This is a genomic window from Streptomyces sp. SAJ15 (assembly GCF_007595705.1).
In the GTDB taxonomy this organism is placed as follows: domain Bacteria; phylum Actinomycetota; class Actinomycetes; order Streptomycetales; family Streptomycetaceae; genus Streptomyces.
In genome coordinates this window covers 330,729-350,141 of sequence record NZ_NISY01000003.1, presented here as the reverse complement: position 1 = coordinate 350,141, position 19,413 = coordinate 330,729, and the positions used below count along the sequence as shown (strand labels likewise).

The 19,413-nt window shown below is 72.3% G+C and carries 13 protein-coding genes, 1 pseudogene and 1 riboswitch; of the genes and pseudogenes, 8 read left to right on the top strand and 6 right to left on the bottom strand.

The window, feature by feature from the left end:
• Position 1: 1 nt before the first annotated feature.
• On the bottom strand, positions 2 to 514 hold the full coding sequence (locus CD790_RS11705; RefSeq protein WP_144383109.1) for a low molecular weight protein-tyrosine-phosphatase: 513 nt from the start codon (positions 512 to 514) through the stop codon (positions 2 to 4).
• A gap of 24 nt (positions 515 to 538) precedes the next feature.
• Complete coding sequence (locus CD790_RS11700) at positions 539 to 919, bottom strand: phage holin family protein (RefSeq protein ID WP_144383108.1); 381 nt, start codon at positions 917 to 919, stop codon at positions 539 to 541.
• A gap of 48 nt (positions 920 to 967) precedes the next feature.
• Between CD790_RS11700 and CD790_RS11695 the strand changes: the two genes are divergently transcribed.
• The 3 genes from CD790_RS11695 (at position 968) to CD790_RS11685 (ending at position 2,640) form a co-directional block, all read left to right on the top strand.
• Complete coding sequence (locus tag CD790_RS11695) at positions 968 to 1,285, top strand: cupin domain-containing protein (RefSeq protein ID WP_144383107.1); 318 nt, start codon at positions 968 to 970, stop codon at positions 1,283 to 1,285.
• A gap of 164 nt (positions 1,286 to 1,449) precedes the next feature.
• Positions 1,450 to 1,662 (top strand): DUF5326 family protein, encoded by a 213-nt coding sequence (locus tag CD790_RS11690; RefSeq protein ID WP_144383106.1) that lies wholly within the window; start codon positions 1,450 to 1,452, stop codon positions 1,660 to 1,662.
• A 540-nt stretch (positions 1,663 to 2,202) separates the two neighbouring features.
• Positions 2,203 to 2,640 carry an SsgA family sporulation/cell division regulator gene (locus CD790_RS11685; protein WP_144383105.1) on the top strand — a complete coding sequence of 146 codons (438 nt, stop codon included), beginning with the start codon at positions 2,203 to 2,205 and terminating at the stop codon, positions 2,638 to 2,640.
• A 203-nt stretch (positions 2,641 to 2,843) separates the two neighbouring features.
• Here the strand turns inward: CD790_RS11685 and CD790_RS11680 are convergent, their stop codons facing one another.
• A complete protein-coding gene (locus CD790_RS11680; protein ID WP_186318998.1) occupies positions 2,844 to 4,355 on the bottom strand; it encodes a YibE/F family protein in 1,512 nt (503 codons plus the stop codon).
• 43 nt (positions 4,356 to 4,398) lie between these two features.
• Positions 4,399 to 4,539, top strand: a riboswitch (TPP riboswitch).
• On the opposite strand from CD790_RS11680, the gene thiC reads away from it, so the two are divergent.
• On the top strand, positions 4,532 to 6,277 hold the full coding sequence (gene thiC, locus CD790_RS11675) for a phosphomethylpyrimidine synthase ThiC (RefSeq protein ID WP_144383103.1): 1,746 nt from the start codon (positions 4,532 to 4,534) through the stop codon (positions 6,275 to 6,277). Its footprint overlaps the riboswitch before it by 8 nt.
• Before the next feature lie 57 nt (positions 6,278 to 6,334).
• Here the strand turns inward: thiC and CD790_RS11670 are convergent, their stop codons facing one another.
• The 3 genes from CD790_RS11670 to CD790_RS11655 form a co-directional block, all read right to left on the bottom strand.
• Positions 6,335 to 7,201 (bottom strand): hypothetical protein, encoded by an 867-nt coding sequence (locus CD790_RS11670; RefSeq protein ID WP_144383102.1) that lies wholly within the window; start codon positions 7,199 to 7,201, stop codon positions 6,335 to 6,337.
• Positions 7,202 to 7,395: 194 nt separating this feature from the next.
• Positions 7,396 to 8,781 (bottom strand): metallophosphoesterase, encoded by a 1,386-nt coding sequence (locus CD790_RS11665; protein ID WP_399217347.1) that lies wholly within the window; start codon positions 8,779 to 8,781, stop codon positions 7,396 to 7,398.
• A 532-nt stretch (positions 8,782 to 9,313) separates the two neighbouring features.
• Entirely contained in the window at positions 9,314 to 10,414 is a 1,101-nt protein-coding gene (locus tag CD790_RS11655; protein WP_144383101.1) for a LacI family DNA-binding transcriptional regulator, read from the bottom strand.
• A gap of 414 nt (positions 10,415 to 10,828) precedes the next feature.
• Here CD790_RS11655 and hisC point away from each other — a divergent pair, with 414 nt between their 5' ends.
• The 4 genes and pseudogenes from hisC to cydD all read left to right on the top strand — a co-directional run.
• Positions 10,829 to 11,908 (top strand): histidinol-phosphate transaminase, encoded by a 1,080-nt coding sequence (gene hisC / locus CD790_RS11650; protein WP_144383100.1) that lies wholly within the window; start codon positions 10,829 to 10,831, stop codon positions 11,906 to 11,908.
• A gap of 482 nt (positions 11,909 to 12,390) precedes the next feature.
• Positions 12,391 to 13,986, top strand: coding sequence for a cytochrome ubiquinol oxidase subunit I (locus tag CD790_RS11645; RefSeq protein ID WP_144383371.1), 1,596 nt, complete (start codon positions 12,391 to 12,393; stop codon positions 13,984 to 13,986).
• 34 nt (positions 13,987 to 14,020) lie between these two features.
• Complete coding sequence (gene cydB, locus CD790_RS11640) at positions 14,021 to 15,022, top strand: cytochrome d ubiquinol oxidase subunit II (RefSeq protein ID WP_144383099.1); 1,002 nt, start codon at positions 14,021 to 14,023, stop codon at positions 15,020 to 15,022.
• A 12-nt stretch (positions 15,023 to 15,034) separates the two neighbouring features.
• Positions 15,035 to 19,396, top strand: a pseudogene (gene cydD, locus CD790_RS11635) (thiol reductant ABC exporter subunit CydD); the annotation flags it as partial.
• Positions 19,397 to 19,413: the final 17 nt, after the last annotated feature.

The window sequence follows — 19,413 nt, the reverse complement described above, 5'->3', positions numbered from 1 at the left end:
GTCACACCGCCGCTCGGACCCCGAGGTCGGCGACCGCCGCACGGACCGCGTCCAGCAGCCCCTCGCTGGCCGACTCGACCATCTCCAGGCACTCGTGGAAATGGTCCATGCCGCCGTAGTACGGGTCGGGGACGTCCAGGTCGTCGGGCTCGGACGGGTCGTAGGAGCGCAGCAGCCGTACCTTCGCGGCGTCCTCGGGGGTCGGGGCGAGGTCGCGCAGCGTGCTCAGGTGCTCGCCGTCCAGGGCGATCACCAGGTCGAGCTCGTCGAACCAGTCGGGCTGGAACTCGCGGGCGGTGTGGTCGAGCTCGTAGTCGTTCTCGGTGAGGACGGCCAGGGCGCGGCGGTCGGCCCCGTCCCCCTCGTGCCAGCCACCGGTGCCGGCGCTGTCGACCGTGACGAGGTCGCCGAGGCCGGCCTCCTCGACGCGGGCGCGGAAGACCGCTTCGGCGATAGGGGAACGGCATATGTTGCCGGTGCAGACGAAACAGACACGGAATGACGGGACTCTCATGAGCCCCATCATCCTCGACGGTGTTCAGTCCTTGTCATCGGGCAGGATCGCGTTCATCGCCCAGGAGACCACGGCGATGATCAGGCCGCCGAGCACGGCCGTGCCGAAGCCGTCCACATGGAAGCCGAGGTCGAACTCTCCGGCGAGCCAACTGGTCAACAGCAGCATCAGCGCGTTGATCACCAGGATGATCAGGCCCAGGGTGAGGAGGTACAGCGGCAGCGCCAGCAGTTTGACCACGGGCTTGACGACGGCGTTCACCACACCGAAGAGAAGCGCGACCAGGAGCAGGGTGAGGATCTTGCGGCCGGTGTTCTCTCCGGTGAGAGTGATGTCCTTGAGCAGCCAGATGGCGACCGCCAGGGCCGCCGCGTTGGCGATCGTCTTGACTAGGAAATTCCTCATGGTTGAGATCGTTGCAGACGACCACGGCCGGACAAGGGGAAAGATCACATGAAGGCGTTCCGACTCGACGAGCTGGAGGCCGAGCGCGCCGCCAACGACGGCGCGTATCTGCAGTTCCTGCGCGAGCGCAATATGTCGGTGGGGCTGTACGCATTGGACGCGGGCGCCGTGGACCCGCAGCGGCCGCACGGCCAGGACGAGGTCTATCTGGTGGTCAGCGGACGCGCGTCCATCACGGTCGGCATGGAGACGACACAGGTGGCGCGCGGCAGCGTGGTGTACGTGCCGGCCGGTGTGGCGCACAAGTTCCACCACATCAGCGAGGATCTGCGGGTCGTCGTGGTCTTCTCCCCGCCGGAGGGCTAAGCCCACAAGGGCGGCTCCTCCGCCTCGGAGCCGACGCGGCCCCGGCCACCCCGTAGGGGGACGGTCAGGGGCGGACGGGGGCCGCGCGGCCGGATTTCCCCGTCTTGGCGTCCTAGCATCGAAAGTGCGAGACGACGGATTCCAGGAGAAGGCAGGGACCGAGTGTGACCACCAAGATCTTCAAGGGTTTGCCGTGGTGGGTGACGTGGATCGCCATTCCGGTGCTGGTGCTCGCGGTCTTCGGCGGATTGATCATGAGCGTGGTCAGCGTCGTCCTCTGGCTGGTCTTCCGGATCCTGCTTCTGGTGGCGCTCGTCGGCGGACTGATCTACGCGGTCCGGAAATTCACCGCCTCCTCGTCGCGCCGCGATTGGTGATCTTGCGACACCACCCCTGACGAACTCCCGCGCCGCCCGGGCGGGCGTCACTCCCCGCCCATGGGAAAGTCATCACCCGCCCATGGCGGAAGTCCTACTGCCGTCGTGTCAACGCCCCACAAGTACGCCTCGGGAGGGACATCGCGCACCCATCCGCCGCCGTGAGGCATTACTCCTGTGAAGACACACCCAGGGGGTGCCTGTTGGCGACGGAGCAGCGGGGCGCGGTGTATGCGCCGGCCCTGATCACATCGAGCACATCGGCCGCATCGAGCCCATCGATCGCACCGATTTCGGCTGAGCGGGGCGGAGGCGCTGGCCATTTCCAGGCCCTTGATCCGCGCACGATGACTCCGTTCCGCAAGCGGTTCGCTACGCTCCAGAGTCGACCGGGTCATCAGCACGCTCGCGTTCTCTTTCGGTATCTGAAGACCCACTCCTTGTGATCAGTCAGCCCTCGGCGGAGCATGGCGTCAAGAGGGCTTGGCATCCAAACCTGGCCATTCCCAATCGAATTCGGGGCGGCGAACGATGCGAGACATGCGCGACACAGTCCAGGCGGAAGTGACGATGTCCTTCGTGGTCTCCCACGACCTCTCCTTCCGCATCCCGGTCGAGCTGGGATACGACAGCGCCGACCCGTACGCGGTGGAGATCACCTTCCATCTACCCGGAGACGCCCCGGTGACCTGGGCGTTCGCCCGGGAGCTGCTGCTCGACGGGCTCAGCGGACCCATCGGCGAGGGCGATGTCCATATCGCCCCCACCTCCCCCAAGGGCCTCTCCGACGTCTTCATCCGGCTCCAGGTGGGCGGCGAGCGGGCCCTTTTCCGCTCCGCCGCCGCCCCGCTGGTGGCGTTCCTGGACCGCACGGACCGGCTGGTGCCGTTCGGCGAGGAGCGCACCGCCATCGACCCGGTGGGCGATCTGGAGGCGGAGTTGGACCGGATCCTGGCGGAGGACCGCTACGCGGGCTGAGGACGGCTGGCGCGGGCTGAGGACGGCTACGCGGGCGGAGGTCCGCTGAGGCGGGAGGACGGCTACGCGGGCGGAGGTCCGCTGAGGCGGGAGGACGGCTGGCGCGGGCTGAGGACGGCTACGCCGGCTGAGGTCCGCTGACGCGGACGGAGGCGGACCGGGCCCGTGCGGCCCGGTCCCTCGGCGGCGTGCCGCGCGGGCTCCTATCGCCCGCGCGGCTTCGCCCGCCGGCGTCGGCCGCGGCCGCCCGCCCCGATCTGGGACGCGCCGTCCTTGCCGCCCGCCCCGGCCCGTGCGGCGCCGCGCCCGGCGCCCGCCGGTCCGCGGTCGGCGGAGACCACCAGCGCGGCGAGCGCGGTGGTCACCGGCACCGACGCGACCAGCCCGATGCTGCCGACCAGCGTCCGCACGATCTCCTGGGCGACGAGCTCGCTGGTGGCCACCGTGCCGACGCTGCTGTCCGCGATCGAGAACAGCAACAACAGGGGCAGCGAGGCGCCCGCATAGGCCAGCACCAGCGTGTTGACCACCGAAGCGATGTGATCCCGTCCGATCCGCATCGCGGATGCGTACAGTTTGCGCCAACCCGCCTCGGGGTCGGCGTCCTTGAGCTCCCACACCGCCGAGGTCTGGGTGACCGTCACATCGTCCAGCACACCCAGCGAGCCGATGATGACGCCCGCCAGCAGCAGGCCCTGGAGTTCGATGTCCGGGTAGAGGCCGTGCACCAGGCCGGTCAGGTCGTCGGTGTCGCCGGTCAGAGCCGCCCACTCGATGAACACCGAGCCCAACACCCCGATCAGCAGCAGGGAGATGAGCGTCCCGAGAACGGCCACCGAGGTGCGGGCGGTCAGTCCGTGACACAGATAGAGCGCGATGAGCATGATCGCGCTGCCTCCGATGACCGCCACCACCAGCGGGTTCGACCCCTGGAGGATGGCCGGCAGGATGAACATCGTCAGCACCGCGAAACTGATGGCCAGCGCCAGCAGCGCGAAGACGCCGCGCAGCCGTCCCACGGCCACCACGGCGAGCGCGAACAGCGCGGCGAGCACGGCCATCGGCACCGACCGGTCGATGTCGCTGACCGAGTACTGGAGGTTCTCGGGCGCCTTGGGCGCGTACGCCAGCTTCAACTCCTGGCCGGTGGAGTACTGCCGCGAGGCGTTCGGCTGCACGATCTCGGAGAACGTGCGGCCCTTGTCCTTGCCCGAGGTGACCTCGATCGTCGCTCGCTTGCAGAGGTCGTCCCCCTCGGCCGGGGGCTCTCCCTGCGGCGGCTGCCCCGGTTCGCCCGGCGGCGGCGCCTGCGGCTGCGCGTTGACGTCGGCGCACTTCACCTCCTCGACCTTCACCACCCGGCCGGAGACGGTCTGCTGGTCGAAGCCGAGGCCGGAGCGCTCGCCGCCCTTGCCCTCGGGCGCCCCGCCCGGCCACAGCACGACCAGGCCGACGACGACGGCGGCGGTGAAGGGGATGAGGACGGCGGCGATGATCTTGCGGAGGTGGGCCGAGACCGGGGTGGCGGGGCCATGGCCGTGACCATGGCCGTGACCATGGCCGTGCGCATGGCCATGGCCGCCGCCGGATCCGGCGCCGGGGCCGCCGCCGTGGTCGCCGCCCGCTCCGGGTGCGGCGGGCGGTTCGCTGGACGGGGGGTGCGGTGGGGGCTGTGCTGAGGGGCTCACCGTTCGATCATCGCAAGGAAAGTCCATCCCCCTGTTCAGCACGCCGGAGCAACCGTTAGCGTTGGGGCACCTTTGCAATCGCGGGAGCTCGGAGCACCGGGCTGAGAGGGCGCTGACCTCCGTACGGAACGGACACGTACGGAAGCCGCTGCGTCGACCGCTGAACCTGTTACCGGGTAATGCCGGCGTAGGGAGTGGGTCTCATGACCATGCAGGATGCACGCACGCGCGCGATCGGCTGGCACAAGTCGTACATCGCGGGCTCGCGACCGGACCTGAAGGTCCCGGTCCGTCAGGTGCACCTCACCAATGGCCAGGACGTGACGCTGTACGACACCTCCGGCCCGTACACCGATCCCGACATCGAGACGGACGTCCGGCGCGGGCTGTCGCCGCTGCGGGAGAACTGGATCGTGGCGCGCGGCGACACCGAGGAGTACTCCGGCCGTCCACCGCGCCCCGAGGACGACGGGATCAAGCACACCTCGCCGCGCGGCGGGCTGCGCAACCTCGACGCGGTCTTCCCCGGCCGGCCCCGGCTGCCGCGCCGCGGCCGCGACGGGCAGCCGGTGACGCAGCTGGCCTACGCCCGCCGAGGGGAGATCACCCCGGAGATGGAGTACGTCGCGATCCGCGAGAACGTCTCCCCGGAGGTGGTGCGGGAGGAGATCGCCGCGGGCCGCGCGGTGCTCCCCGCCAACGTCAACCACCCGGAGATCGAGCCGATGATCATCGGCAAGCGGTTCCTGGTGAAGGTGAACGCCAACATCGGCAACTCCGCCGTCACCTCCTCCATCGAGGAGGAGGTGGAGAAGATGACCTGGGCCACCCGCTGGGGTGCCGACACGGTCATGGACCTCTCCACCGGCCGCAACATCCACACCACCCGCGAGTGGGTGCTGCGCAACTCCCCGGTCCCCATCGGCACCGTCCCGCTCTACCAGGCGCTGGAGAAGGTCGACGGCAAGGCCGAGGAGCTGACCTGGGAGGTCTACAAGGACACCGTCATCGAGCAGGCCGAGCAGGGCGTCGACTACATGACGGTCCACGCCGGCGTGCTGCTGCGGTACGTCCCGCTGACCGCCCGCCGCAAGACCGGCATCGTCTCCCGCGGCGGCTCGATCATGGCCGCCTGGTGCCTGGCGCACCACAGGGAGAACTTCCTCTACGAGAACTTCGAGGAACTCTGCGAGATCCTCGCGGCCTACGACATCACCTACTCCCTCGGCGACGGGCTGCGTCCGGGCTCCATCGCCGACGCCAACGACGAGGCGCAGTTCGCCGAGCTCCGCACGCTGGGCGAGCTCAACCGGATCGCCAAGCGCCACCACGTGCAGACCATGATCGAGGGCCCGGGCCATGTCCCGATGCACAAGATCAAGGAGAACATCGACCTCCAGCAGGAGATCTGCGAGGAGGCGCCGTTCTACACCCTCGGTCCCCTCACCACCGACATCGCGCCCGCCTACGACCACATCACCTCCGGCATCGGCGCCGCGATGATCGCCTGGTGGGGCACCGCGATGCTCTGCTACGTGACCCCGAAGGAGCACCTGGGCCTGCCGGACCGGGACGACGTCAAGACCGGCGTCATCACCTACAAGATCGCCGCCCATGCGGCGGATCTGGCCAAGGGCCACCCGGGCGCCCAGGAGTGGGACGACGCCCTCTCCGACGCCCGCTTCGAGTTCCGCTGGGAGGACCAGTTCAATCTGGCCCTCGACCCGGACACCGCCCGCGAATTCCACGACGAGACGCTTCCGGCGGAGCCCGCGAAGACCGCGCACTTCTGTTCCATGTGCGGTCCCAAGTTCTGCTCCATGAAGATCTCGCAGGACATCCGGCGCCAGCACGGCGGGGAAATGGACGAGGCCGAGGCCGGAATGGCCGAGAAGTCCAAGGAGTTCGCCGCGTCCGGCAACCGGGTCTATCTCCCGATCGCCGACTGACGCGCGGAGTGGACGGCCCGAAGTCGCGTTCCATGAAGGCGGCTTCGGGTCCTCCCGTTATTCCGGTCCGTGCTCAGGGCCCCCGAAGTCGGGGCTGGTGAAGTCCGGGCTGCTGAAGCGGGGACGGGTGGTGGGGCCACCGTCGCCGTCGGTGCTGAAGCCGGGACGGGAGTAGCCCAGGTGGGGGGTGCGGCCGGCGCCCTCGACCGAGCGGGGAGGGTGCGGGGAGGCCGCCGCGGAAGGTGGGGACGCGGCGGCCTCCGTCAGGGCCTCGTGCAGGAACGGCAGCACGCCGCGCTCCAGCAGCGCCCGGCGCCAGGTCTCTCTGGCCCGCGCCACCTCCTCCGCCCGCTCCAGGGCCGCCGCGCCGCGGATCGCGCTGGCGCCGTTGCGCACCGCCGTGAGCAGCAGACCGACCGCGGCGAGCAGGATGCCCGCCGCGGTGAGGGCGGCGAACAGCCAGCCGGCGGTGACCATCGGCTGGGCGATGGAGGGAGCGGGGTGGATCATCCGCAGCGCATAGCCGAAGATGAGGAAGATCACCGAGGCGGCGCCGGCCAGCACCGGCGCCAGCACGGCCACAACGGCCACTATCCCGGGACCGGGACCGGGGCCGCTCCCGAGCCCCGGCGCCGCGTCGCCCTCCGGGTCGGACGAGCCGCCATCGCCCTCTGCGGTGTGCGGATCGCGCGGCGCGGGCGCGCGCAAACGCTCGCGCGTTTCCACATACGCCTGGTACTCGGCGGCCGCGCACGCGGAAATGGCGGCGGAGGCGCTGAGCGCCATGGTGCGCAGCTGCGCGGTGGTGAGCTGTCGTCCCATGGCGGCCAGCTCAGGGTGACGGTCCGCGGAACGCAGTGCCTCGTTGAGGACGCGCTCGAATTCCGGGCGGTCCTCCTTCAGCAGGTGCGGAGCGCTGTTCATGTGGGTCCCCCGATGCTCCGTAGGGCCTTGGTGCCGGCCGGGTGGTGCCGGGCAGTGGGGCGGAAACGGAGGAGAGCCTTGCTACGGATAAGCCGATGGTAGAGCGGATCCTGGACGGGGTGACAGGGTGTTTCCCGAATTGGCCCCGCCCGGGTGGAACTCCCCACCCGCCCACACGGCCTTCCGTCGAATCCTCAGCCGGCCAGGGGAAGTTGCGCGACCAGCAGCTTTCCGGCCATCGTGACGCCGCCGTCCATCGCCACCACGAGGTCGTCGGCGTAGACATGCGGACCGTCCACGGAGGGTGTGCCGTCGTCCTCGCCGTCCTCCGAACCGACCTCGCCGAGCAGGTACGGGATCGGGCTGTGGCCGTGGACCAGCCGCCGGCCGCCGTAGGTCTCCAGCAGCTCCCGCACCGCCTGCGGCCCCGCCTCCTCGTCGCGGAAGGCGAACCGCTTGGTGAACTTGCGGAACAGCTCCCAGCACTCGTCGGCGTCGCTGCGCTGCAGCGCCTCGGTCACCGCGTCGTTGACGGCCTCGATCGAGTCGCCGTACTCGAGGTAGGCGGTGGTGTCGGAGTGCACCAGCAGGTGGTCGTCCTCCTCGGCCATCGCGTCCAGCCGCGCCATCCACTGCAGGTGGTGGTCCTGGAGTCGCTCCATGTCGGTGCGCTGGCCGCCGTTGAGCAGCCAGGCGGCCTGGAACGAGGCGGTCCCGGCACCGGAGTTGACCGGGGTGTCGCCGAACCGCTTGGCCCCCAGCAGCAGCAGCTCGTGGTTGCCCATGAGTGCCTTGCAGTAGCCGCCGGCCGCGGCGGCCTGGGCGGACAGCTGCATCACCAGGTCGATGACGCCGATGCCGTCCGGGCCGCGGTCGGTGAAGTCGCCGAGGAACCACAGCCGGGTGTTGCCCGCGGCCCAGTCGCCCTTGGCGTCGATGAGCCCCTCGGCGGCCAGCGCCTCGCGCAGCTCGTCGTGGTAGCCGTGCACATCGCCGACGACGTACAGCGGGCCGGGGCCCTCGGGTGCTCCGCCGCGGGCCGGGTCGGGCACCGGGGTGAGGGTCACCGTCGGGCGGTCCGGGAGCCCCCCCGGCGGCACCAGCGGGGTGTCCGGCAGCGTGTGGCCCGGGCCCATCAGCGGCAGGCTGCGCTCGGTGGGGGTGTACTCGGCGGGCTCGACGTACTCCGGCTCCCGGTGCTCGGGGCGCGGGGGCTGCGCGGGAGGGGCCACGGGCGGGTGCTCGGAGTGGTGCGGGTGCTCCGCGACGACGGGCCGCGGCTGCTCGGCGCCCGGGTGCCGAGGCGGTGCGGCGGGCTCCGGAGCCGGGTGGTGCGGGTGCGGCTGGCCGGCGGCCTGGTGCGGCGCGTGGGCGTGCTCCGCGACGGGCGGCTGAGCGGTGGGGCGCTGGGCCTGCGGGTGCTCCGCCGCGGGCTGCCGCGCGGGGGCGTGCTCCGCGGTCGGCGGGGCGGGCGCGGGCTGGTCACCGGCCGGCGGGGCGTACTCCGCCGGCGGCACCGGGTGGGGTGGCTGCGGCGAGGTGGCGCGGGGCTCGGTGGTGGCATAAGGGCGCGTGCGCACGGGCGGGGGTACGGGCGCGGGCGACGCGGCGTACGCGGGTACGGGCGGAACGTCCGCCGTGGTCCGTGCCGTGGGTCCCAGACCGGCCCCCTGAGTCATCGACCCCTCCACCATCGCGCCGCCGTGCACCTTGTGGACCGTGCCTGGTCGAGGGCGGTCCACGGTGTCGTCCGCCCATCATAGGAATGACCGTCAGGGCTTGTGACGCACCAGGGTGCCGTCAATCGAGGTGAGGCTCCACTCGGCCGGTATTTTCTCCCGAATTGGCCCGGTAGGCGGTCCGCTCCGACTCTAGTCCGGCTTCGCCCGGCCGGCCGTCAGCCGCCCGAAGGCCGCGCGTCCGCCCCACGGGGCGGGCCCGGCAGGCGCCACGGCGTCCGCGGCGGACCTACCGGGCCCCACCGCCCGGGCGTGCGGACGAGCCGGCGGCCCGATCCGGGGACCTGCTCCGGAGCTGCTCCGGTCCGAAGCCCCGGCCCGGACCGCTCCGAAGCAGGTCCGCGAGCCGGTCCGAGGCTCGCTCGCCGTGCCGTCAGTCGCCCGCGGGGCCCCGCTGCGGGCTGATCGTGGTGCGCGGCGGCCGACGCTGGGAGGAGGTGCGCACCATCAGCTCGGTCGGTATCACCTGCTCCACCGGGCGCTCGCTGTCCAGCCCCTCGATGGCGTCGATCAGCAGCTGGACGACGGCGGTGCCGATCCGGCGCGGCTTGAGGGACAGGGTGGTGATGGGCGGCTCGGTGTTGGCGTACACCGCCGACTCGCTGCAGCACACCAGCAGCAGGTCGTCCGGGACCCGCAGCCCGTAGCGCCGGGCGGCGGCGAGCAGGTCGGTGCCGTTGGGGTCGAACAGGCCGTAGACGGCGTCGGGGCGGTCGGGGCGGGCGAGCAGTCGGTCGGCGGCGACGGCCCCGGCGCACGGGTCGTGGGCCGGGTACTCCTCGTACACCGGGTCCTGGCCGACCCGGCGGCACCAGTTGAGATACGCCGTGGTGGAGAGCCGGGTGTAGGTGTCGGTCGTGGTCCCGGTGAGCAGCCCGATGCGGCGGGCCCCGGCGTCCGCGAGGTGGTCGAGCAGCCCCTCCACCGCGGCCTCGTGGTCGTTGTCGACCCAGGCCGTGACCGGCAGGGTGCCGGCCGGGCGGCCGTCGCTCACCACCGGGATGCCCTGGCGCAGCAGCTCGGCCACGACCGGGTCGTGGTCGGAGGGGTCGATGACCACGGTGCCGTCGAGGGCGACGTTGGACCACACGTCGTGGCGGGAGGTGGCGGGCAGGATGACGAGGGCGTAGCCGCGGGCCAGGGCCGCCGATGTGGCGGCCCGGGCCATCTCCGCGAAATAGGCGAATTCGGTGAAGGTGAAAGGTTCATCCCCGTAGGTCGTCACGGTCAGGCCGATGAGCCCTGACTTGCCGGTACGGAGCGTGCGGGCCGCCGCCGACGGGCGGTAGCCCAGTCGGTCGGCGACCTCGCGGACATGGCGGCGGGTGGCGTCCGGGAGCCGGCCCTTGCCGTTGAGCGCGTCGGAGACAGTCGTGATCGAGACACCGGCTGCGGCGGCCACGTCCCGGATGCCCGCCCGCCCCAACCGGCGGCCGGCCGACCGGCTCACCTGGTGCTTCCCTGCTGCTGTCATGGCGAGCCGATAGTAGGGCTCGGGTGGCAGGTCTGCGGGGTCCCCCAAACGGCCCTGGGAAGGCACGATTCTGCAAGACCGCTTGCGCTAACTACCTTGGAAATGCAGGTAGTTGGAAGATTAGGTAAGCCTCCGGAGGCCCCTGGCATATCTACACCTGGCGATTGGTCCATGTTTCGAAGAGGTCTCAACTCACCTGCACGGGTGAAGCGCGCCACCGCTTCCGCCACCCGCGCACGGAAGCGCGCGGGGAGCGCCGGGTCCGCGCCCTCGCGTCTCCTCCCACCCGATCCGGTGTGTGTCGCCGATCCCCGGATCCCTGGACCTTTGGTCCTTACGGAGCAGCCGCGAATCCTCTTAAGGTGTGCAGTATTGATGTGCTGATGTGCTCGGAGCGGTCGAGGAGGACCTGCGGTGTCTGAGAAGAGCCCCAAGCTGCGCGCTGCGCTGGATGGCATTCCGACGTACAAGCCCGGCAAGCCGGCGGCCGCCGACGGTCCGGTGAGCTTCAAGCTGTCCTCCAACGAGAACCCGTATCCGCCGCTGCCGGGGGTGCTGGAGCAGGCGACGCGCGCCGCCGGCACCATCAACCGCTACCCCGACCTGGCCTGCACGGCCCTGGTCGCCGAGCTCGCCGAGCGCTTCGGCGTACCGGCGGAGCACATCGCCACCGGCACCGGCTCGGTCGGCGTCGCGCAGCAGCTGGTGCAGGCGACGGCCGGTCCGGGCGACGAGGTGCTCTACGCCTGGCGGTCCTTCGAGGCGTACCCGATCATCACCCAGATCGCGGGGGCCACCTCGGTCCAGGTGCCGCTCACCGAGGGCGAGGCGCACGATCTGGACGCGATGGCGGCCGCGATCACCGACCGCACCCGGCTCATTTTCGTCTGCAACCCGAACAACCCCACCGGCACCGTGCTCCACCGCGAGGAGCTGGAACGATTCCTCGACCGGGTCCCCTCGGACATCCTGGTGGTGCTGGACGAGGCGTACCTGGAGTTCATCCGCGACCCGCAGGTCCCCAACGGCGTCGACCTCTACCGGGACCGGCCGAACGTCTGCGTGCTGCGCACCTTCTCCAAGGCGTACGGGCTGGCCGGACTGCGCATCGGCTTCGCGATCGCGCACGAGCCGGTCGCGGCGGCGCTGCGCAAGACGGCGGTCCCCTTCGGGGTGAGCCACATCGCCCAGGAGGCGGCGATCGCCTCGCTGCGCAGCGAGGAGGCGCTGTGGGAGCGGGTCGAGGCGCTGGTGGCGGAGCGGGCCCGGGTCTACGAGGCGCTCGTCGGACAGGGCTGGACGGTGCCCGAGTCGCAGGCCAACTTCGTCTTCCTGCGGCTGGGCGAGCGCACCGCGGACTTCGCGGCGGCCTGTGAGAAGGCGGGCGTGATCGTCCGTCCGTACCCGGGCGACGGCGTGCGCATCACGATCGGCGAGGTCGAGGCGAACGACATCTTCCTGCGGGCGGCGGAGGAGTTCCGCATGTCCCTGTAGCGCCCCGGTGGGCGAGAGTCGCTCTCGTGCCCCGGTGATCGAGGGTCGTCGCGTCGCGCGGCGGCCCTCGTCGGCGTTGACGGGGGTGGCGGGCCGGCCGAGTCACCCGAGGGGCCCGAGACGCCAGGGGAGACGGCGGCGCGCGGCGCACGGAGCGGGGCGCGCGGTGGCGCGCGGCGGATCGAGTCGTCGGCGCGCGCCGGAGCGAGCCGCTAGGCGCGGCGGAACGAGCCGGTGGCGGACCGGCCGGTTTCGGTCGGCGTTTTTCGGCTCAACCTTTCCACACTCTCACATTGGCCCGTTCGGCCCTTGCGGCCCCCCGGTGGAAAGGGGCGAATCCGGGTGCGCCATAATTGCTTGTGAATGTGAACGCGTTCACAAGCTCCGCGTTTCGTCCCTCTTTGTACGGACATAGCCGTGTGTCAACGAGGGGCGCAGTCGGGCGGAGGGCACGACGGTAAGGAGAGTCCTGCGTGGATACGGTGACCCTGGCCCTGGCGCCGGAGACGCTGGCGCGATGGCAGTTCGGCATCACGACCGTCTACCACTTCCTCTTCGTCCCGCTCACGATCAGCCTGGCCGCGATCACGGCCGGGCTGGAGACCGCCTGGGTGCGCACGGGCAAGGAGAAGTACTTCCATGCGACGAAGTTCTGGGGAAAGCTCTTCCTGATCAACATCGCGATGGGGGTGGTCACCGGCATCGTGCAGGAGTTCCAGTTCGGCATGAACTGGTCGGACTACTCCCGCTTCGTCGGTGACGTCTTCGGTGCCCCGCTGGCGATGGAGGCGCTGATCGCCTTCTTCTTCGAGTCCACCTTCATCGGTCTGTGGATCTTCGGCTGGGACAAGCTGCCGAAGAAGCTGCACTGCGCCTGCATCTGGATCGTGGCCATGGGCACGGTGCTGTCCTCGTACTTCATCCTCGCCGCGAACTCCTGGATGCAGCACCCGGTCGGCTACACCATCGACAAGGCCACCGGAAAGGCGCAGCTCACCGACTTCTGGGCGGTGCTGACCCAGAACACCACCCTGGTCGTCGTCTTCCACACCCTCACCGCCGCCTTCCTCACCGGCGCCGCCTTCATGGTCGGCATCTCGTCCCTCCACCTGTGGCGCGCCAAGCGGGCGCAGGACCGGGGCCGGGAGCTGGGTGAGAAGCAGAAGAAGCAGATCGGCGCCATGCGCTCCTCGCTGAGGGTCGGCCTGGTCATCGCCGTGCTGTCCGGCATGGGCACCGCGATCAGCGGCGACCAGCTGGGCAAGGTGATGTTCGAGCAGCAGCCGATGAAGATGGCGGCCGCCGAGGCGCTGTGGGAGACCCAGGCCCCCGCGCCGTTCGCGATCTTCGCCGTCGGGGAGGTCGGCGAGGGGCACAACAGCACCGAGCTGGAGATACCCGGCGTCCTCTCCTTCCTCGCGCACAACAACTTCACCGACCCGGTGCCCGGCATCAACGACATCGCGGAGCGCGAGGCCGAGCTCTACGGCGGTGAGCCGGAGGACTACATCCCCGACATCTTCATGGCCTTCTGGGGCTTCCGGCTGATGATCGGCTTCGGTATGACCTCCTTCGCCGCCGGCCTCATCGGGCTGTGGACCACCCGCAGGAAGCTGTGGCTGGCGCCGCGGTTCCGCACCGGCGAGGACGAGGTGCCGCGCCTGATGCTCACGAAGAACCGCGAGCTCACCCCCTTCCTCACCGCCTGGGCCTGGCGACTGGGGATCCTCACCATGGGCTTCCCGCTGCTCGCCAACTCCTTCGGCTGGATCTTCACCGAGATGGGCCGTCAGCCCTGGGCGGTCTACGGGCTGATGAAGACCGGGGACGCGGTCTCGCCCGGTGTCGGCCAGGGCCAGGTGCTGATCTCCATGGGCGTCTTCACCCTGCTCTACGGCGTGCTCGCGGTGATCGAGGTGCGGCTGCTGGCCAAGACCGCCAAGGCCGGGCCGGACGTCGACGAGCGGCCGCCGGCGAAGGACCCCCGGCTGCGGCTGCCGGGCGGCCCCGGCGGCACGGGGGCCGGGGCCGCCGAGGCGGCGGCCGAGGCCGACCGACCGATGACCTTCGCGTACTGAGCGGCCGGACGACCGGGCAAGGAGACACCAGGCCATGCACCTTCACGACATCTGGTTCGGGCTGATCGCCGTCCTGTGGATCGGCTACTTCTTCCTCGAGGGCTTCGACTTCGGCATCGGCGTGCTGACCAAGACGCTGGCCCGAGGCCGCACCGAGCGCCGCGTCCTGATCAACACGATCGGGCCGGTCTGGGACGGCAACGAGGTGTGGCTGCTGACCGCCGGCGGGGCCACCTTCGCCGCCTTCCCCGACTGGTACGCCACCCTCTTCAGCGGCTTCTACCTGCCGCTGCTGGCCATCCTGGTCTGTCTGATCGTGCGCGGCGTCGCCTTCGAGTACCGGCACAAGCGCACCGACGAGCGCTGGCAGACCAACTGGGAACACGCCATCTTCTGGTGCTCGCTGGTGCCCGCCTTCCTGTGGGGCGTGGCCTTCGCCAACATGGTGCGCGGGGTGCCCATCGGGCCGGACAAGAACTACGCCGGCGACCTGCTGGACCTGGTGAACCCGTACGCGCTGCTGGGCGGCGCCACCACGCTGGCGCTCTTCACCTTCCACGGCGCGGTCTTCGCCGCGCTCAAGACGGTCGGCGACATCCGGGTCCGGGCCCGGCGCCAGGCCGGGGTGCTGGGGCCGGTGGCGGCGGTGCTCGCGGTGGCCTTCCTCGCCTGGACCCAGGCCGACAGCGGCGACGGCCGCAGCGCGGTCGCCCTCGGTGTCGCCGTGGCGGCACTGGCCGGGGCGCTGCTCATGAACCGCGCGGGGCGCGAGGGCTGGGCCTTCGCCCTGTCCGGGGTGACCATCGCGGCCGCCGTCGGGATGCTCTTCCTCGCCCTCTTCCCCGACGTCATGCCCTCCTCGCTCGACCCCGCCTGGAGCCTGACCGCCTCGAACGCGGCCTCCAGCCCGTACACCCTCAAGATCCTGACCTGGGTCGCGGTCATCATGACGCCGCTGGTCATGGCCTACCAGGCGTGGACGTACTGGGTCTTCCGCAAGCGGATAGGCACCCAGCACATCCCCGTCGGGCACTGAGGCGGTGCCGCGGTGAAGCCCGTCGACCCCCGGTTGCTGCGCCACGCCCGCGCCACCCGCCTCTTCCTGGGCGCCTCGGTGGCGCTCGGGCTGGTGGGCGCCGGGCTCGTCATCGCCCAGGCGATGCTCATCGCCGAGGTGGTGGTCGGCGCGTTCGAACGCGGCCGGGATGCCGGCGACCTGGCCCGGCCGCTCGCCCTGCTGGCCGCGGTGGCCGTCGGCCGGGCGGCGGTGTCCTGGCTCACCGAGCTGGCCGCGCACCGCGCGAGCGCGGCGGTCAAGTCCACCTTGCGGACCCGGCTGCTCTCCCACGCCACCCGGCTGGGGCCGGGCTGGCTGGACACCCGACGCACCGGCGAGCTCACGACGCTGGCGACGCGGGGCGTCGACGCGCTCGACGACTACTTCGCGCGCTATCTGCCGCAGCTCGGGCTGGCGGTGGTGGTGCCGGCGGCGGTGCTGGCCCGGATCGTCACCGCCGACTGGGTCTCGGCGCTGATCATCGCGGTCACGCTGCCGCTGATCCCGCTGTTCATGGTGCTCATCGGCTGGGTCACCCAGTCCCGGATGGACCGTCAGTGGCGGCTGCTGACCAGGCTCTCCGGTCACTTCCTGGACGTCGTGGCCGGACTCCCCACCCTCAAGGTCTTCGGGCGCGCCAAGGCCCAGGCCGCGTCCATCCGCGCCATCACCGCCGACTACCGCCGCGCCACCCTGCGCACGCTGCGGATCGCCTTCCTCTCCTCCTTCGCCTTGGAGCTGCTGGCGACCGTCTCGGTGGCCCTGGTCGCCGTCGGCGTCGGCATGCGGCTGGTCCACGGCGAACTCGACCTCACCACCGGCCTGGTGGTGCTGATCCTGGCCCCGGAGGCGTATCTGCCGCTGCGTCAGGTGGGCGCCCACTACCACGCGGCCGCGGAGGGCCTGGCGGCCGCGGACGAGGTCTTCGCGGTGCTGGAGACCGAGCCGTCCGCGACGGGGCGCCGGCCGGTGCCGGACGGGATCGGCACCCGCGAGGCGCCGGGTGCGTCCGGTACGGCTGACGGACTCCGCGCGTCCGGTGCGGCTGACGGACCCCGTGTATCCGGTACGGCTGATGGATCTGGCGCGTCCGGTACGGCCGGCGTGCCCGGCACGCCGGGCACGCTGGCGGTCGAGGGACTGGTCGTACGACACCCCGGCCGTGCGGAACCCGCCCTCGACGAGACGACGTTCGAGGTCCGCGCGGGCGAGACGGTGGCCCTCGTCGGGCCGAGCGGCGCCGGGAAGTCCACCCTGCTCAACGCCGTTCTGGGCTTTGTGCGCCCCGCGCGGGGCCGCGTTCTGGTCGACGGCGTCGACCTGGCCGAGCTCTCGCTCGAGGAGTGGCACCGTCGGATCGCCTGGGTCCCGCAGCGCCCCCGTCTCTTCGCCGGCACCGTCGCCGACAACGTGCGGATCGCCCGGCCGGACGCCGACGCCTCCGCCGTACGGGACGCTCTGCGGGCGGCGGGCGCGCTGGAGTTCGTGGAGACCCTGCCCGGCGGCCTGGACGCCGCTCTCGGCGACGACGGCGCGGGGCTGTCCGCCGGGCAGCGCCAGCGCATCGCGCTGGCGCGCGCCTTCCTCGCCGACCGGCCGGTGCTGCTGCTCGACGAGCCCACCGCGGCCCTCGACGGCGAGACCGAGGCGGCCGTCGTGGCGGCCGTCCGCCGCCTCGCCGCCGGCCGCACCGTCCTCCTGGTCGTCCACCGCCCGGCGCTGCTCGCGGTGGCGGACCGGGTCATCACGTTGCCGGGTGCCCTGCCGGGTGCCCTGCCGGGCGGGGCGGCGCTGGCGAGCGGGGGTTCGGGGGACCCTGTGTCCGCCGCGCCGCGGGGGGATTCCTGGCCCTTCGGGCCGGAGGACGCGCCCACCCACCCGCCCGTTCACCCCGGTCCGCGGGGTGCGGCCGGTGTCACGGGGGAGGGCTCGGCCGACGGTGCGGGTCTGAGTGGTGGTTCTGGGCCGTCTGGGTCGGGGGATGTGTCCGTCCACCCCGGTCCGAGGGGGGCGGTCGCCGGGGCGGGGCGGTCTGCCGGACAGGGCGGCGGGCCCGGCTCGCCGTTGGAGCCCGGTCCGCAGGGCGGGGAGGGGATGACGGGCCCCTCAGCCGGGGCGGAGGCCGTGGCTCGCGACGTCGCGCGGGCAGACCGGTCGGGCGCGCCCGAGTGCGCGGCGGCGCTGCCGGGTGGGGCTCGGGCGACCGCGATCGCGTGTGACGTGCCGCTCTCGGCCGGGGCGCGGGCGGCCGCGCCCGACGGCTCCGCCGTGGGCACCACCGTGGCCGTTGCCGCGGGCGCCACCCCGTGGGCGGCGGCCGGTGCGGGCGTTGGCCGGGCCGGCGAGGAGGCCCATGGGGAGTCCGAGGGGGCGGAGGCCCGGCCGGTCGCCGGACCCGGTGCCGACCCCACCGTGGGCGTGGGGCGGGATGGCGGGGGGACCCGTGGCGCTCGTCGGGAGGGTGGCGCATGTCCCCCTGCGGGGGTCGGTGCCGGGTCTGCCGGGGGCGTGGGGCGGGATGGCGGGGGGACCCTTGGCGCTCGTCGGGAGGGTGGCGCATGTACCCCCGCGGGAGGCGGTGCCGGGTCTGCCGGGGGCGGGGGCGGCGGACGGGGGGCCGGAGACGATCTCGTCGGGGAGGCGGGGCCGTTGGCGGCGGTGCGTCGGGCGGGGCGGGCGCGGGCCGGGCGGTTCGGGTTGGCGTTGCTGCTGGGGGCGCTGGCGCTGGGCAGCGCCGTAGGGCTCATGGCGGTGTCGGGCTGGCTGATCTCGCGGGCGTCGCAGCAGCCGCCGGTGCTGTATCTGATGGTGGCCGTCACCGCGACCCGCGCGTTCGGCATCGGCCGCGCCGTCTTCCGCTACGCCGAGCGCCTGGTCTCGCACGACGCCGCGCTGCGGGTCCTGGCGGACCTGCGCGTCACCGTGTACCGCAGGCTGGAGCGGCTGGCGCCGGCCGGGTTGCGGGACGCGCGCCGCGGCGACCTGCTCTCGCGGCTCGTCGCCGACGTGGACGCGCTCCAGGACTACTTCCTGCGCTGGCTGCTTCCGTTGGGCTCGGCCGTCACCGTCAGCGTGGTGGCCGTGGCGTTCACCGGATGGCTGCTGCCCGAGGCGGGCGTCGCGCTGGCGGTGGGGCTGCTGGTGGCAGGGGTGCTGGTGCCCCTGGTGTCCGGCGCGGTGGCCCGCCGCGCGGAGCGGCGACTCGCCCCCGCGCGGGGCGCGCTGACGGCCGAGGTGGTCGACCTCCTCTCGGGCACGGCGGAGCTGACGGTCGCCGGCGCGCTGCCGCGCCGGCTGGAGGACGTGCGCGGCGCCGACCGCGCGCTCACCGGCATCGCCCGCCGCACCGCCGCCGCCACCGCCGCCGGGGCGGGGCTGTCCGCGCTGGCCGCCGGGCTGACCGTGGCCGCGAGCGCCTGGGCGGGCGTGGCCGCGGTGGCGGACGGTCGGCTGGGCGGGGTGTGGCTGGCCGTGGTGGTGCTGACGCCGCTGGCCGCCTTCGAGGCCGTCGCCGGGCTGCCGCTCGCCGTGCAGTACCGGCAGCGGGTGCGGCGGGCCGCGGAGCGGGTGTACGAGGTGGTGGACGCCCCCGCCCCGGTCGTCGAGGGCGACGGGCCCGCTCCCGCGTCGCCGTTCCCGCTCCGGGTCAGCGGGCTGACGGCTCGCTACCCCGGCCGTACCGCCCCCGCCCTCGAGGACTTCGCGCTGGAACTGACCGCCGGCCGGCGGGTGGCCGTGGTCGGGGCGTCCGGCGCCGGCAAGACCACCCTCGCCCAGGTGCTGCTGCGCTTCGTGGACGTGGAGTCCGGCACCTACACCCTGGCGGGCCGCGACGCCACGGCGACCGACGGGGACGGTGTCCGGCGGCTGGTGGGGCTGTGTGCCCAGGACGCGCACATCTTCGACAGCTCGCTGCGCGAGAACCTCCGCGTCGCGCGGACTGCCGCCACCGACGACGAGCTCTGGGGCGCGCTGCGCGCCGCGCGGCTGGCGGACTTCGTGACCGGGCTGCCGGACGGGCTGGACACCCTGGTCGGGGAGTCGGGCGCCCGCCTCTCCGGCGGTCAGCGGCAGCGGCTGGCGCTGGCCCGCGTGGTCCTCGCCGACTTCCCCGTCCTGCTGCTGGACGAGCCCGCCGAACACCTCGACCTGGCCACCGCCGACGCGCTGACCGCCGATCTGCTGGCCGCCACGCGCGGGCGGACGACGGTCCTGATCACCCATCGGCTGACCGGGCTGGCCGGGGCGGTGGACGAGGTGATCGTCCTCGATCGCGGGCGGACGGTGCAGCGCGGCGCGTACGAGGCGCTGGCGGCCGTGGACGGGCCGTTCCGGCGGATGCTGGAGCGCGAGCGGGAGCAGGAGCGCCT